The organism is Gardnerella coleohominis (assembly GCF_002896555.1).
GTDB classification, from domain to species: domain Bacteria; phylum Actinomycetota; class Actinomycetes; order Actinomycetales; family Bifidobacteriaceae; genus Bifidobacterium; species Bifidobacterium vaginale_F.
In genome coordinates, this window is record NZ_MNLH01000003.1 from 15,101 (window position 1) to 31,430 (window position 16,330).

At 41.9% G+C, this 16,330-nt stretch carries 10 protein-coding genes and 2 pseudogenes; all 12 read left to right on the forward strand.

All coding sequences use genetic code 11. From position 1 onward, the window contains the following. Positions 1-119 precede the first annotated feature (119 nt). The 12 genes and pseudogenes from BFS05_RS03535 (at position 120) to BFS05_RS03590 (ending at position 16,233) form a co-directional block, all read left to right on the forward strand. Positions 120-794 carry a histidine phosphatase family protein gene (locus BFS05_RS03535; protein ID WP_103084632.1) on the forward strand — a complete coding sequence of 225 codons (675 nt, stop codon included), beginning with the start codon at positions 120-122 and terminating at the stop codon, positions 792-794. Positions 795-939: 145 nt separating this feature from the next. Then, a pseudogene (locus BFS05_RS03540) lies at positions 940-1,347 on the forward strand (DUF948 domain-containing protein); the annotation flags it as partial. A 139-nt stretch (positions 1,348-1,486) separates the two neighbouring features. After that, positions 1,487-1,849, forward strand: a complete 363-nt coding sequence (locus BFS05_RS06995) for a hypothetical protein (RefSeq protein WP_258004230.1) — start codon at positions 1,487-1,489, stop codon at positions 1,847-1,849. A 127-nt stretch (positions 1,850-1,976) separates the two neighbouring features. Continuing rightward, positions 1,977-4,658 carry an alanine--tRNA ligase gene (gene alaS, locus BFS05_RS03550; RefSeq protein ID WP_103084634.1) on the forward strand — a complete coding sequence of 894 codons (2,682 nt, stop codon included), beginning with the start codon at positions 1,977-1,979 and terminating at the stop codon, positions 4,656-4,658. 105 nt (positions 4,659-4,763) lie between these two features. After that, entirely contained in the window at positions 4,764-5,237 is a 474-nt protein-coding gene (gene ruvX, locus BFS05_RS03555) for a Holliday junction resolvase RuvX (protein WP_103084635.1), read from the forward strand. 268 nt (positions 5,238-5,505) lie between these two features. Then, a complete protein-coding gene (mltG, locus tag BFS05_RS03560; RefSeq protein WP_374703766.1) occupies positions 5,506-6,603 on the forward strand; it encodes an endolytic transglycosylase MltG in 1,098 nt (365 codons plus the stop codon). A 275-nt stretch (positions 6,604-6,878) separates the two neighbouring features. Next, complete coding sequence (locus BFS05_RS03565; RefSeq protein ID WP_103084637.1) at positions 6,879-9,239, forward strand: choice-of-anchor M domain-containing protein; 2,361 nt, start codon at positions 6,879-6,881, stop codon at positions 9,237-9,239. A 34-nt stretch (positions 9,240-9,273) separates the two neighbouring features. Continuing rightward, a pseudogene (locus BFS05_RS03570) lies at positions 9,274-10,505 on the forward strand (choice-of-anchor M domain-containing protein). Positions 10,506-10,518: 13 nt separating this feature from the next. Further along, the gene (locus tag BFS05_RS03575) at positions 10,519-12,714 is read left to right on the forward strand and encodes a choice-of-anchor M domain-containing protein (protein WP_180978600.1); all 2,196 of its coding nucleotides are present in this window, start codon (positions 10,519-10,521) and stop codon (positions 12,712-12,714) included. Between the two features lie 53 nt (positions 12,715-12,767). After that, positions 12,768-14,552 (forward strand): anchored repeat ABC transporter, substrate-binding protein, encoded by a 1,785-nt coding sequence (locus BFS05_RS03580; RefSeq protein WP_103084640.1) that lies wholly within the window; start codon positions 12,768-12,770, stop codon positions 14,550-14,552. A gap of 20 nt (positions 14,553-14,572) precedes the next feature. Then, positions 14,573-15,361: an anchored repeat-type ABC transporter ATP-binding subunit gene (locus BFS05_RS03585; RefSeq protein ID WP_180978588.1), complete on the forward strand. Its 789-nt coding sequence runs from the start codon at positions 14,573-14,575 to the stop codon at positions 15,359-15,361. Next, entirely contained in the window at positions 15,361-16,233 is an 873-nt protein-coding gene (locus BFS05_RS03590; RefSeq protein WP_103084642.1) for an anchored repeat-type ABC transporter permease subunit, read from the forward strand. Before BFS05_RS03585 ends, BFS05_RS03590 begins: the two co-directional genes overlap by 1 nt. Positions 16,234-16,330 lie beyond the last annotated feature (97 nt).

Genomic DNA, 16,330 nt, shown 5'->3' on the forward strand with positions numbered 1-16,330 from the left:
GTTTAAAAATACACGCTAAGGCTAGTTAAAGCGAGTTAGGGCACATCGAGATAAATTAAAACGCATTTTAAGACATATTAAAATGTAAAGCGCAATATACGCATGGAAACGAAGGCATTATGTTATTGCATATTTACTTGGTTCGTCACGGTCAGACTATGTTCAATAGATATAACCGTTTGCAAGGATGGTCTAACTCTCCATTAACTGAGCGCGGTATTGCGGATGCTAATCGGGCTGCTAAAAAATTAGCTAATGTTGATTTTGCTGCAGCTTACTGCTCAGATACTACTCGTGCGCAAGTTACTGCACAGAAAATCTTAGACATAAACGAAACTGCAGGACACGAACGCCCAAAGCTTATAAGCGATATGCATTTTCGTGAGCAATGCTATGGGTATTTTGAAGGTCAAGATATGTCTATGGCATGGTGGGCTGCAGGAGCTCCGCACGGTGTTCACTCATATAATGAAATAGTTGAGAAATTTGGTCTTAGTGCAACTCGCGACATGCTTAAAGAAGCTGATCCTTTCCATGACGCTGAGTCGGATATTGAATATTGGACTCGCGTAGAAGGTGGTTTTTCTCTTATCGCAGCTAATAAAAGTTTGCTGGACGGAGATAATGTTTTGCAAATTTCGCATGGCAACACTTTGCTAAGTCTTATGCATCGCTTTGCTCCTGAAGGATACGATTTAAGTGAAAGACCAGCAAACGGTAGCGTAACAAGACTTGATTTTGATACAACTAAGCCATTAGATCAAGCTATTGAAATTAAGGGATACAACGAGTAGCGGCAGATTTAGCTAATATTTTGAGTCGTGACCGTTCGTTAATCTTATGTCATTGCATAGGATAAATCTGTGAGCTTTAGGCGAGCAGAATAATGTTGGAAATCATGGGATAAACGTGATTTCTTCATGGCAGGAAAGAGGTATGATGAGCGTTGGAGATATCGCGGGATTGATTGCGGCAATTGCGTTCGCAGTGCTTTCTGGTTCCATAATTTACCCACTTATTAGATTGGGTAAAATGTTTGACCAAGTTTCACAAACTGTTAAAGAATCAGGTGATCACGCTATTCCTGCAATCGATGAGTCGTTAACAACTATGAAGCGAGTTAATAAGACTTTGGATGATGTGAATGTAATTACTGATTCCACTCGCACAACCTTAACGAATATTAGCGCTCTTACTGATTTGTATGGAACATTCCTTGGCAAGCCAATTATAAAGCTTGCGTCTATTGGATATTCCATCAAAGATACATTCTCATCTTTCTTCAACAAACATTCTGATTCTGCTGAATCTAAAAGTTCAGAGCATGTGTCGAATGCAGCTTCTGCAGTAGCGTCTGCTGTTGTTTCTGCTATGGCATCTGCTGTATCTTCTTCATCTAAATCTTCAGATAAATCAGATAAAGAAGATAAATTATCCTCATCGCATTCTTCTTTAAATTCTTCTTTAGATAACGAGGAGTAGAGTCATGTTTAAGCGTTTATTCTGGGTTGCCACTGGTTTTATTGCTGGAGTATTAGCTGTTACGAAATTCCGCGCTTATTTGAAGAACAAGCTTTCTGCTGCCGCATGCAAGATTTTAGATGACGATAGTCCAGATACTCTTAATTTGCGCACTTTGATACTCTTGTTTAGAGATTTTAATTCTAATTGCAAGAATCATGAAGAAGAGTTGAATTCACGCTATGCTAAGCAAGTTGAATCCGGTCAAGTTGAATCCGGTAGTTATAAATATGATTCTGCGAATAAGCATGCAGACAAGTTGGTTTATACTACAGAATCTAAAGCTGAAAAGCTTAATGAAGAATCGGCCGATAAAGCTGTCGATTAAAAATAATATTTGAGCTAACACGGCAGATTTACTCATCTGCTTTAACGCCTTAATCATGATGGTATGATATTTCTTTGTGCCGCCTTGACTCATGGCGTCTTAAATAAAACAAGAGGAGTTCATACCTATGCGCACAGCAGAAATTGCAAAGCGTTATCTCGACTATTTTGGTAAGAATGGTCATATGGTTGTTCCTTCGGCGTCTCTTATTTCGCCGAATCCAACTACGTTATTTACTATCGCAGGCATGGTGCCGTTTATTCCTTACTTGCTCGGAGAGCAGACACCTCCTTCGCGCCGCATGGCTTCGAATCAGAAGTGCGTTCGTACTCTTGATATTGACGAAGTCGGCAAGACTACTCGTCACGGCACATTCTTCCAGATGGTTGGTAACTTCTCGTTTGGTGATTATTTTAAGGAAGAAGCTATTCACTACGCTTGGGAGCTTTTAACAACTCCGCAAGATAAGGGCGGATACGGATTTGACCCTGAAAAGCTTTGGGTAACTACTTATACTGACGACGATGAAGCTCGCGCAATTTGGAAGAACGAAGGCTTCGACCCAGAGCACATGCAAGTTTTTGGCATGGAAGATAACTTCTGGACTACTGGTGGTCCTGGTCCTGGTGGCCCATGCTCCGAAATCTACGTTGATCGCGGTCCTAAATACGGTAAGGATGGCGGTCCTGCTGCTGACGAATCTCGTTTTATTGAGATTTGGGATTTGGTTTTCGAAAACTTCCAGGTAGATAACGTCAAGTCCAAGACTGATTTGCATATTGTTGGTGAGCTTGACCAGAAGAATATCGATACTGGCGCAGGTTTGGAGCGTTTGGCTTACCTTATGCAAGGTAAGGAAAATATTTACGAAACCGACGAAGTCTACCCAGTTATTGAAGCTGCAGAAAAGCTTAGCGGTGTAAAGTACGGCGATAATAATGATGCTGACGTGCGTTTCCGCGTTGTAGCAGATCACGTACGTTCCGCTTTGATGATTATGAGTGATGGCGTGCGCCCAAGTAATGTTGGCCGCGGCTATGTACTTCGTCGTCTTCTCCGCAGAACTGTTCGCGCAATGCGCATGCTCGGCGTTCAAGATCCAGTTCTTCCAACCTTGTTCCCAGTTTCTAAGGCTGCAATGGAACCAAGCTATCCAGAGCTTAATAATACTTTCCATGAAGTCAGTGAAGCTGCATACGGTGAAGAAGACGCGTTCCGTCGCACTCTTGAAAAGGGCACAACTATTCTTGACTTGGCTGTTGAAAAAGCTAAGAAAGAACACAAGGATGATCCTATTGTTGGCGGCTCTGACGCATTTACTTTGCACGATACTTATGGCTTCCCAATCGAGTTGACTTTGGAGATGGCTGCTGAGCAGGGTGTTAAGGTTGATGAAGCTAAGTTCCGCGAGCTTATGAGCGAGCAGAAGGGCCGCGCTCGCGCTGATGCTTTGAAGAAGCGTCACAATGTGGACGTTAGCGTTTATGACGATATTAAGAAGGAGCTTGAAAAGCCAATCGACTTCCTCGGTTACACTGACTTCTCAAGCCGCTCAAACGTTTTGGCAATTGTTGAAGCAGGTAAAGGCTCTGTTAAAAGCGTTACTGCTCCTGCAAACATTGAGATTATTCTCGACCGCACGCCATTCTATGCTGAGCGAGGCGGTCAGATTGCTGATCAGGGTGAGATTATTTCCGACGACGGCGCAATTTTGGAAGTTGACGATGTTCAGCGTCCAATTAAGGATTTGATTGTTCACAGCTGCCGACTTACTGAAGGTACTTTGAGTGTTGGTGCTCCAGTGAACACGAATATTGATCAGGTTCGTAGGGCTGCTTTGGCACGTTCTCACACCGCTACTCACACTCTTCACAAGGCTTTGCGCGAAGAGCTTGGTCCACAGGCAACTCAGCGCGGTTCTGTAGTTGATCCAGATCGTTTGCGCTTCGACTTCCAGTGGCCAAAGGCTGTTGATAAGGATGCGCTTTCTCGCGTGGAAGCTCGCGTAAACGAGCGTATTCGCGACGATTTGCAGGTTGTTCCAAAGGAAATGCCAATTGACGACGCTTTCAAGCTTGGAGCAATGCACTTGTTCGGCGAAAAGTACGGCGACGTTGTGCGCGTGGTTGAAATCGGCGACGGTTGGAGCCGCGAGCTTTGTGGCGGTACTCATGCTAAGAGCACTGGAAAGATTGGCATGGTAACAATTCTTTCCGAGTCTTCTATTGGCTCTGGTGTGCGACGTATCGACGCTCTTTGCGGCGAGGCTGCATATGAGTATGGCGCTCGCGAACACACTTTGGTTGCGCAATTAGCAGATATGGTTAACGCTCGTCCAGACGAGTTAGCTGAACGCTTGGAATCTTTGCTTAACAAGATGAAGGATTCTGATCGTAAGCTTGCTGCTGTTTACGAAGCTCAATTAAATGAGTCTGTGCCAGCATTAGTTGATGAAGCAAAGAACAGTAGCGAAAAAGTTAAGCTTGTTCTTAAGAATGTTGGCAATTTTGGCTCATTCGACGCTTTGCGTAAGACAGCTCTAGATATTCGCGCTCGCTTAGGCGAATCTGCTCCAGTGGTTGTTGTGCTTGCTGGTGTTAATGAAGATGATCGCCCAATGGTTGCTGTTGCTACAAACGAAGCTGCTCGCGGTCTTGGAGCCAAGGCTGGAGATCTTGTTCGTACTGCTTCCAAGGTGCTTGGTGGCGGTGGCGGCGGCAAGCCAGACTTCGCTCAGGGCGGTGGCGTTGACGCTTCTAAGATTGATGAAGCACTTGAATCCGTTAAGGCAGAAGTTGCAAATCTTTAGTTTTAAAAAATAAAATTAAAGTTTATGAAAATTTTTGCCTACTTTAAAATAAAGTGCGTATTAAATTTGCGCTAAGCAGAACAAGAAAGCTTGGGTTTAGTTTTTATGATTTGGCTTGGCGTTGATTTAGGTGATGCCAGGGTCGGTCTTGCGGTTTCCGACCCTGAGCTTACATTTGCTCATCCGATTGGTAATGTGCAAGTGTTTGGGGATTCCTTCCGTGCTATCGATGAAGTACTTGAAGTTATTGAAGATAACAGTGTAGAAAAAGTTGTTATTGGCTTGCCTTTGCAACTTGATGGCACTGAAGGAAAATCTGCTAAAAAAGCTCTGCGCTGGGGGAAAAACTTAATCAAGCGCATGCAATTATTGCATGATGAAAAAGATTGGGCGTTGGATTATATACCAGAAGTAGTTTGGAAAGATGAGCGTTTAACAACAGTAAGTGCTCACCGTCAGCTTTTGCAAGCGGATCTTTCTACTAAAAAGCATCGTCCTATTGTAGACCAGCAGTCGGCAGTGTTGATTTTGCAATCAGCTATTGATAATTATCACAATGAAGGAGAGTGTCGTGCCTGAAAATCTTGATGATTTTTTCGAGCATAATGCTCAATGGGTTAGCAATGATTCTGAGTCTTCAGAATCTTATGATGAGGAATCTGATTTAGAGTCTGAAGAATCCAGTTTAGATTCGGATAAGTATGATAAGTCTGATAAATCCGATAAATCTGATTCTAATAATCTTCAGTTGGATTCTGATTTGGATTCTGATTCAGAGTCTGATTCTGAAGAAAAAGCTAAATTAAAATCCGCCCATTCAAAGTCCTCAAAATCTAAAGCTTCACATATAAAGTCTTCTCATGCTAGTAAAGGTAAGAAGTCTATGAAGTCGAAGAAATCTAAGCGTAAGCGTCGCACTCGCGCTGTAATTATTACCATTGTTATTGCGTTAATATTTTGCATTGCCGGTTATGGTTTCGCCAAAATCGCGCGTTCTATTATGAATCCGCAAGAGATTTCAGCAAATGATGATTGGCCTGGTCCTGGAGAAGGCTCAGTAGATTTCACTGTTGAAGTTGGTGAAGGTGCAAACTCGATTGGCGCGAAATTAGTTAAGCAAGGAATCGTTAAATCCCAAGCTGTTTTTGCAAGCGTGGTTTCTGCTAATAATAAGATTTTGTATCCTGGAATTTACAAGTTAAAGAAGCATATGTCTTCTATGGATGTTGTAGATATTCTTTCAGACAGAACTAAAGCTACAGGATTCTTAGAAGTACAGGCTGGACAGCGTTCAACTGATGTTATTAGAAAAGCTGCTGAAATTTCTGGAGTCGATTACTCAAAGTTCAAAGAAATTATTAGCGCTAAAGGTGCTGGAATTTTGCCGCCTGAAGCAAATGGTAGTTTTGAAGGTTGGATTGAGCCTGGAAATTATAACGTTAAGCAGATTAAGGATGCTAAGAAAATCCTTTCAGCTATGGTTAATCGTCGCATAGAAAAATTAGACGCGTTAAAAGTTCCTAAAGGCAATGAACGTGAAAAAGTACTGAAAATAGCTTCAATTGCGGAAGCTGAAGTGAACACCAAAGAATATTATGGCAAAGTTGTTCGCGTAATTTTGAATCGTCTTGATAAAAACATGCCTCTTGGTATGGATACTACTGTTGCATATGGCATTGGGATAAAAGCTATAGAACTTAGACAATCTCAGTTAGATGATGTGAATAATAAGTACAATACGCGTATTCATAAAGGATTGCCTCCTACTCCTATTAGTATTCCTGGAGATAATGCTATTTATGCAGCGCTTAATCCTAAGAAAGGTCCGTGGCTTTATTTTGTTACGACTGATCTTAAGACTGGTGAAACGAAGTTCGCTAATAACTATAAGGATTTCGTGAAGATTCGTGACGAATATAAGCGTAATAACAAGGATGCTAATTAGTTGATTAGTTGATTTAGTTTTGATTTAGCTGAAGTGGCGGGCAATTTTCCAGAAAATGTTTACTTATTTGGTGTGTAAGTAAACAAAAAAAGGGAAGTGCTCGCCAATCTGTATTGCATTTTATTTACTTGCGACACGCGCTGAATATTTATTTGCCATTAATGAGAATCATTATTATTATTGATACACGTTGTAAAAATATCTTCAATAATTATCTGATATTAGAAGAGAGCAGATAAGACTGAAGAAGATGAAGTGTAGAGAGCGAAATAATAATGACTCAGGTCATCAGGAATATTGGGAAACGTGCTTTTGCAATGGCAAGTGTTGCAATACTTGCGTTTGCCGTGCTTGCATCAGGATTTAGTGCAGCTTTACCAGCAGTTGCATTAGAAAATAGTAATCCTGGTGAAAAATACGATCCTACAAAAAAAGAAGTGCTAAGTCACGGCCATACAGACGTATTTTACCCAATTCAATACAATGGTAAATTCATTATGGCCGTCGAAAAAGACGCTGAAACTTTCTTAAAGCCTGAAAACACTACTTTGCGCGTAGCAAAAAGCACGTATACTCCAAAATCGCAACTTCCTTCTCTTGCTACTGAATACTACTATCTTGATAGCTCCGGAAATCAAAAAGGAAATCCTCTCTTCCCGGGTTGGGACACAGGTTATGCTTCAACTTTAGTTGGTGCATCTCACGCAGATGACGCAACAGCAGATATTGCAATCCAGCAAGTTACTGGACCAATGAACGGTCGCATTTTGCTTTGGACTACCAATGGCATTGGTAAAAATTCGAAGAAAGTATCATTTGAAGAGAACGATTTAGACGACGAACCTGATACTGAGGGCAGCCGATTTATGCTACCTGGCGTAATTCACCAACATACTGCTGGTCATATGCATGCAAACTGGGGATTTACGCAGCCTGGCGTTTACAAGCTAAAAGTAGCAGCAACTATTACAAATAAGAACACTAAAAAGCAGATCACAACCGAGCCTGCAGAATACACTTTTGAAGTAGAAGACACATATTCCGGCGAAGTTCCTACTTCTGGAATCCCAGAAACGCTTGATTTGCATCGTCGCGGTGATTTTATTAATCCTGACGATGATGAAGAAGCGCACAAAGCTTCCGAAGAACATAAAGACACGGATAAAGACGATGGCGGCGATATGCGCATCGGCAATATTCGCGATTCCGGAGAACATCCGCATTATCATTCATACGAAGGTTATGGCGGTTTAGATTTAAAAGTAGTTAACAAACCAAAGGGTGCTCGTATTGAGTGGAGATATGTGCGCGCTGACGAAGGTCCTGACGCGTACGGAACCACTCTTTTTGCTGAGAGATTGCAGCTTCCAGCTGAGCCTGCAATGAACAAGATGAAAGTGTATGCTCACGCAACTGAAGGCGAAACGCAAATTGGTAAAGATACTGCGTCTGCAACCATCGCCGTTGAAGATCACGGTGCTGATGGGCATCCTGTAGTAAAAGCGATTGTTCCTTATAAGCGTTTTAAGCCAGGGGATACTTTACACGCGAAAACAGTATTGCTTAACCCTCATGTTGCAACCGATGCTACTACAGGTGATCCAATCGATGACCCTACGAATCCTGTAACTTCCATAGTCAAAGATTACGTTTGGTTGATTAAAAAGGAAGGAGAAAACGATTTTAAGCGCATTCCTGGTGCTGTTAGCAGCAAGTTGGACTTAAAGCTTGATGCATCAATGCAAGGTGCAACGATTCGTCCTTCTTTAGTTTTAAAGAACGGTGAGCTTTACAGAAATAGCAAATTTGATGAGTTTTGCGATTATGTTATTGAGATGAAGGGCGTTCCTCACTCTCATAACAATGATGGCAATGATGATCAAAGCGGTTCTGATTCTGAAGATGATGAGAATCCTCATGGAAAAAAGCGCCATGAGAAGCGCCATAATAAGCGTAAAAATAAGCGTAAAAATAAGACTAAGCATTTTGCTGGTGGCAGGAGCTTCTTGAAAGGCGTATTTGGCGGCGCTGCAAATTCTGGATTATTAGGATCTAGTTCTAACGGTAGATTCCAATTCGAATCTAATTTCTTTAAGAAATCCAACAAAAAATTAAAGCGCACAAAGAATAATCACAATAAGATTAACCTCACTAATCGTAAGAATAATCCTAAGAATAATTCTAACAATAATGCGCAAAAGGGTTCTGGTTCTAGCTCTGGTTCTAGCTCTTTTGCAAGAACAGAAAATTCAAGCGGAAAATCGTCGCATAATTCATCGCGACGAACTTCTGGTGGAACTCACGCTAAAAACAAAAGCTCTAAGAAAAGTGGGCAAACTGTTCGTAATTTCGTGAAAACAGATAATAATTCCGGCAATAGTCTTGGCAATAATTCCGGGAATAATTCTGTTAGAAATTCTGGTTTAGCTAAAAATAAGGAAAATCAGGCTTCAAAAGATGCAAGGCAATACGATGAAGATTCTGATGAAGCGTATGAGGATAATCCAGAGGATAAGAAAAGTAGTGGTTCCTCAACTAAGTGGGTTGCGGTTGCAGCTTCAAGCGCGAGCGTTGGCTTATGTGCAATAACTGGCGCATGCGGAGCAGTGATACGTTCTAAATTGAAATTGTTGTAAATAATATTCGTATTATTACTAGAAAGTTTAAATAATGAATTACAAACAAAATGAAACATTGCAAGTAAAACAAAAGCATGCATATCCTACTTCATTGCTTGCGCTCATATTTTCTTTAATGACTTTGGTTGCATCTTTATGCGTGCCAACTTCAATGCACACTGCTTATGCTGCTGAAGGCAATCAGCCAGTTATGATTCAAGCAGGTCATGCCGATTTTGGTCCAACGCTAATCGACGGCAAATGGAAATTGAAGATTCGCGATGATACTGGTGACGAACCAGTGTGGCGAGACCCAGAAAATGTGGTATTTAAATTAGGTGGCAATTCAATAATTCCTATGCCTGATGACGCTGCTTACAGTTTTATTGGCGAAAAGCCTGGAACGAAGCTGTATGTTATTCCACAAACTCAGAATCCTGATGTTCCATGGCTTGGTTGGAACACGCAGGAAGGTGGCGTGCTTAACGAGCTTAATCGTGGTGCGAATCTTTCGCTTGAAGGAGTAAGCGGCCCGGGCAAATTGCACGTTTACTTAGAAAATGGAAACAATAATCCACAGCAACTTTGGGATAGTACTAAAGGATATCCGCAAAATAGCTGGATTGAAACCAATGCTCATACTCATGTGAATTGGGTGTTTTCTAAGCCTGGAATCTACCACGTAAAGCTCACTTTTTCTGGAAAGCTTAAAAACGGACGCTCTGTAAGTGATACTCGCGTTCTTAATTTTGCTGTTGGAGATAATGCTGATCCTAATGCCGCTTTAGGTGCGGGAGCTGCTGCTGGAGCAAGTGACGACGAGGGTGACGAAGAGGGCCGAGATGAAGAAGAACATGATATAGCTATAAAAGATGAAGTTGGACAAGATGGAGATAACCATAATAACAAACTTCTTCACAACAAGCATAAGCACTCTAATAACGCATCTGAAAACAGTGATGACACTGCTTTAGTTCTTCAGATTATAGCTATTTTTGCAGCTATTATTGCCGTAATTATTGTGATATTTGTGCTAATAGCTGTAGTTAAAAGTAAGAAAGCACGTAATCTTGCGATTGCTGAACAAGCTTCTGCACAGGCTAATCAACAGCATGCAAATAATGCAAATCCTGTGAATAATGCAAATTTTGTGAATAATGCAAATGGCGAAAGTGCTTTGTCGGATCTAGTGCGTGATCAAGAAACGACAGTAATGTCACCAATTAATAATTCTCAATATTCTCAATCGGATGATATGTAAACGATGGTAGTCAGTGGAAATAATGGTGTAACGAAAATGGTTCGTAATAGTATAAAGAAATTATCTCGCGCTTTGTTGGTGGGCGTGTGCTTGTGCGGCATGATGATGGGAACGCCTGCGGCTTTTGCTGCTGGCAATGGTAGTGACGCAACTGTTGCAAGCGGAAAGAAATCTTCTAAAGATTTTGCCGAAATAAAGAAAGCTAATTTTGAAGCGTGTGCCGCTGCTCGCTTAGATAAAACTGCTTCGCAATCTGCGGCTGATAGTAAAGCTACAATATGCCACGCGTATAAAGGTCATACTGACGTTTTTGCAACTTTCTTTGATACTACAAATAAGCGCATGGTATTAGGTACCTTGGGTGATTCGTTTGAAAGTGATGATCATGATGGCGCTCGTTACGATACGAATCGACTTATTTTTGAAGTCGGCTCCAAAAACATCATGCAGCTTTCCAAAGATGAGGACAATCCGGCAATAAAAGAAATTTACGCAACAACTCGCGAAGGTGTAGTTTGGTTCTTTGATCAGTCGGGAGCTGGGGATACAGGCGCTTTGTGGCCTGGTTTAGATACTAGACCGTTATATGAGGGAGCTGGTTCTACAAAAGTTAATCCAACAGTTAAATTGTCGCTAACTGGTATCGAAGCACCTCACAACGGCGAAGTTTTTATGTACACTCGCAGCGGTGAAGATTATGAGAAAATGCTCGGCTCCGCTGAAAACTGGCCGAAAAATGTTGAAATTACTGAGGATGGCGGCAAGCATTCGCACATGTATTGGTCTTTTAACCGTCCTGGTGTGTACAAGTTAAAAATGAAAGCTACTGCTACCGTTGACGGCAAGGAGCAAAGTTCTGAGCAGACTTATACGTTTCATGTAACTAATCATGATGTAACAGATGGCGATTTTGCTGATTATGATGGCGCATCTTTTGACGGTGACGAAGATGACGAAGAAGATTCAGATGATAATGACGATGACGATTCGCAAAGTGAAGGTAACGGCATTAATTTGCAACAAAGTAATGGATCTTTCTTCATTAACGGCAATAACAACACTGTGTATGTGACTCCATGGCCTGGAGCAAAAATGCAGCAACAAGGACTTGCCGGAAGCAATAAAGGACTTGCTGGGAATAATAACGGTGGTCTTTTTAGTGGGATTCGTAACGTTAAAGGTGGGAAGCAAAATTCTCAAAAGCAGCAATCTTCTGCAACAAAGTTCAAAGACATCAAGGGTGACAAACTTGTTATAGATCATGGTCACGTTGATATTGCTGTATATACTGGCGATTCAAATAATGTTGATATGGCTGTGCAAGAAGATGTGACAGGAAGCCACGTATTTAGAGACCCAGACACAGTTGTATTCGCAGTTGGTGAGGCTGGTAAAACTAAGGGCGTGTATCGTATACCGCAAACACAAATTGATGGTGTGCCATGGATGGGTTGGAATAATCAGTCTATGAATCCTCATAAGCCAACTCAATTGAGCCTAACAGGAGTTGAAGGTCCTGGAAATGTACGCGTTTGGATGTTTGGAGGCTTGGGAGGCGGAGATAAAGAGATTTTCTCCACTCAAGGATCAACAGATTATACGATACCTGCAAATACGCATGCTCATGCGAATTGGGATTTCGACGAACCGGGATATTACACATTGCAATTCCAGGCTTCCGACGGAAATTCTACAGTAACTCGCAATATTCACGTTGCTGTTGGTGTAGATCCACAAGAAACACCAATGGGTTATGCTGACGGCGGCGAAAATACTGAAAAAAAGGATGATAAAGGCAAAAAGGGTGGTCCTTCTTCACCTCATAGTCCAGCAAAGTCCACTAATTTGCCTCGTTCTGGAGGAAATAAAGGCAGCAGTGGAATCGGTTTTGTTGGCGGCGGAAATTCTTTCGGTGGTGGTCGTAGTTTCGGAGCAAGCAATTCAAACTCTGGAAAACAATTGCCAAGAAAAGCTAAAAAGTCTAAAGGTCTTGTTTCAAAAATTAGTAACAATAGGCTCGCTAAAAGCTTGTATCGAAAGAACTTGAACGATAATGATGATATTGCGAAGTCTGAAGCAAAGGGCGTAAAAGGATTATTCAAGCGAAATCCTTCACTTGCTTATTCGCTTATTATTGGTGGAATTGTTGCTGTGATTGGCGTTTTGGGTGCAGGAATTTGGTATCTCCACAAGCGTGGACTTATTAGTTTCGACTGGTTGTTGCGCTATTAGGTTGCGCTATTAGGTTGTGCTATTAGGTTTATTGGTAGTAGGAGTGTGTAAGGGTGATTTATAAGCCCAAAAAAGTAAAGCAGACTTTGTTCTCTTCGCTTGCTGCAATTGCATCCGTTGCTCTTATTTTGCCGCTTTCTGCTTGTGGTAGCGCTAACGGAAATCGTGCAGGGCATCGCGACGGTCGTATTAATGTAGTTACAACTACAGGCATTTTGCGCGATATGGTGGCAAATGTAGCAGGTGATTCTGCAAATGTAAGTTCAATTGTGCCAGATAATGCTGATCCGCACTCCTACGAGCCACGTTTGCGTTCAATTCGAGACGTTGTGTATGCGGATATAGCTTTTAGCAATTACATGATGCTCGAAGAACATAGTGTTATTACAGCTTTAGATGCAAACTTGCAAAAAGGTGTGCCAAATGTGCAACTTGCTGAAGAAAGCGTGAAGCATGCGGCAGATATTATCCCAATGGTCGAAGATGTGTCCTTAGACACTATTTGGCTTGGTCTTGCTACAGAACGACAAACTTCGCAGCCGGTTGAGGAAGCTAAAGACGCTAAAGAGCAACAAAAATCTCAAGAGAAAACTGAGCAAAAATCCGATAATTCACGGTCTTTGCAGTCTTCTTCTCAGTCTTCTTCTCAGTCTTCTCAGTCTTCGCAATCAAACGCGCCTTCAACTGTAACGAAAGAAGGACGCGCTACTGTAATAAAGCCAAAAGCATACAATATGAAGCGTTCGGATAGGATTCGTTTAACTGCCACTAAAGTAACTGGTCCTGGCTCGCTTTTCGCTTACCTTACTGGCACTTTTGGAAGCGTAGAAACTTACGTTAATTCAGCAAACGGAATTAATGATGAAGATCATGTGGATTTGCCTGCGGATGCTCATACGCATTTAAGTTGGGCTTTTAGTAAGCCAGGAGAATACACTCTCGATTTCCACGCAGATATGCTCAATGCTCAAAACGAAAGAGTTGCAAGTTTAGGAAATGCTACTATGCGTTTTGCTGTAGGTATTAACGCGCAGAAACTAGCGAAAAAGCGTGGAGCTAGCGTAGTTTTGAATCAAGGTCATGCAGATTTGGCTTACGATTTAGCTAAACGCGGATTCTTGTACAGGGTTGATACTTTGCAAGAAAAGCGGTCGGTTGCGCCAAAGCGCGTATATTATGAGCCGCGAGATGTGGTAGTAGAAGTGCCTACTAATGCTTTAAAAGAAATTCCAGCTGAACAAGGCTATAGATTCCTTGGATTTGCAAGGCAGAAAATCTATCAACTTCCTCAAGCAGTTCTTGGAAAACATGTTCATGGAGATATTGATCCACATTTATGGCAGTCAGTGAAAAACGGTATCGCTTATGTGCGCACAATAGCTGACAGATTGTGTGAGGTTGACCCTAAAAATTCTCGCAAATATCGCGCTAATGCAGACCGATATATTAACAGGCTTCTCGATGTAGACGCTTATATGCGTAAGAAAATTGAGTCGATTCCAAAAGAGAGCCGCAATTTAGTTACAACGCATGATGCTTTTGCATACTTAGGCAAAGCTTACGGCGTAAATATTGCAGGATTTGTAACAATCAACCCTTCAAGCGAGCCAAGTGTACAAGATAGGCGTCGTCTTTCGCAAATTTTGCGCGACTTGGAAATCCCAGCAGTGTTTTTGGAGCCGAATTTGATTTCGCGCTCGTCTGTGCTTAAAGAGCTTGCAGCTGAAGCGCATGTGAAAGTTTGCCCAATTTATGGTGACGCTTTCGACGCGAATGTGCGAACTTATGCGGATATGATGCGTGCGAACGCGGATTCTTTAGCGAAATGTTTGAAGTGAAAGTGTTAAAGGTAGTGAATATGGAAGAAAATGCAGTAATTTGTGCAAAAAACTTGAATATTTCGTACGGGAATCGCGCTGTTGTAAAAGACGTTTCTTTTACCATTAATAGCGGCGAATTCGTGGGATTGCTTGGCGCAAACGGCGCTGGTAAAACGACGCTATTTCGTGCAATTATGGGTTTGATTCCGCATACTGGAAAACTTGAAGTGCGCGCTCCTCATGTGGAAGGTGCAAAACTTAATTCTCGCGTATCTTACGTTGGATACGTGCCTCAACGTCACGATATTGCGTGGGATTTCCCGCTTTCTGTTTTAGATGTAGTGATGATGGGTAGGATTCGTCATATTGGTTACGTTCGCCGCGCTAAAAAAGAAGATTACGAGATTGCATTAAACGCGCTTGCACGCACAGGAATGGCTGATTTCCAAGATCGCACGATTGGCGAACTTTCTGGAGGTCAACGTCAGCGCGTACTCGTTGCTAGAGCATTGGCTGGAGAGCCGCGTTTGCTTCTGTTAGACGAACCGTTTACTGGTCTTGATATGCCTACTCAGGAGCTGCTTACAGATTTATTCTTAAAATTGTCTGCTTCTGGCGAAGCAATTCTTATGAGCTCACACGATATTATTGGCTCCATTAACTCATGCTCGAGAATAATGCTATTTGACGGCACTATTGTGGGCGATGACAATCCGCAAAATTTGCAAACAGAACAGTGGGTTAGAACTTTCCACGTAGCTTCGCAAAATCCTCTTATTAAAGCCGTTGAGCGCGTAATGTCGCAAGAAAGTGTGGTGGAAAAGTAATGTTATCTCCAATAGAATTTATACAAGATTTAACAAATCCTGACCTTTGGTTTTTACTAAAAGCGCTTATCGTGGCCTGTCTTTCTAGCGTAATTTGCGGCGTAGTTGGATGCTATGTAGTGCTTAGAGGAATGGCGTTTATTGGGGATGCTGTAGCTCACTCAGTGTTCCCAGGACTTGCCATAGCTTTCGTCTTGCAAGGAAATCTGTTATTAGGAGGCGCTCTAGCAGGAGTAGCAACAGCGCTTATCGTATCTATTTTTAGCCAAAATCGTAGGCTTCGAGAAGACTCATTTATTGGAGTATTCTTCGTATCTGCTTTCGCTCTTGGAATAGTAATTATTTCTAAAGCATCCGGATACGCTGGATCCTTGGAATCCTTCCTGTTTGGCTCTATAACTGGTATTCCAGATTCAGATATTACTGTTGTTGCTGTAACAGGCCTTATTATTTTGGCATTGCTGTTCATATTCCATAAAGAACTTGTATGTGTATCAATGGATCGAGAAACTTCGCGTGCAATGGGATTGCCAGTTGCGTGGCTTGATGGAATGCTTTATGTGTTAGTTGCGATTGCTGTAGTTGTTTCAGTACAAATTATTGGAAACGTGCTTGTTCTCGCTCTTCTTGTCACGCCTGCAGCAACAGCGCGACTTATTACAGATAGATTGCCAATAATGATGGTTCTAGCTCCTGTAATTGGATGTGCTTCATCAATAGTCGGAATGTACGTTTCATGGAGTTTCGATACAGCAACAGGCGGAACAATTGTGTTAGTAGCAACAGTATTCTTTGTGCTTGCATGGATTTGCTCGCCTAAGCACGGTTTGATTGCAAAAGCATTGCCAAAATTGCAACGATTTGTTAGATAGCAATTCGCGTTGTAATTAGCGCTACCATTCACGCTGTCATCTGCATAGCAATTCGCGTTGTAATTTGTGTTGTAATTAGCGTTGTAATTAGCGTAGT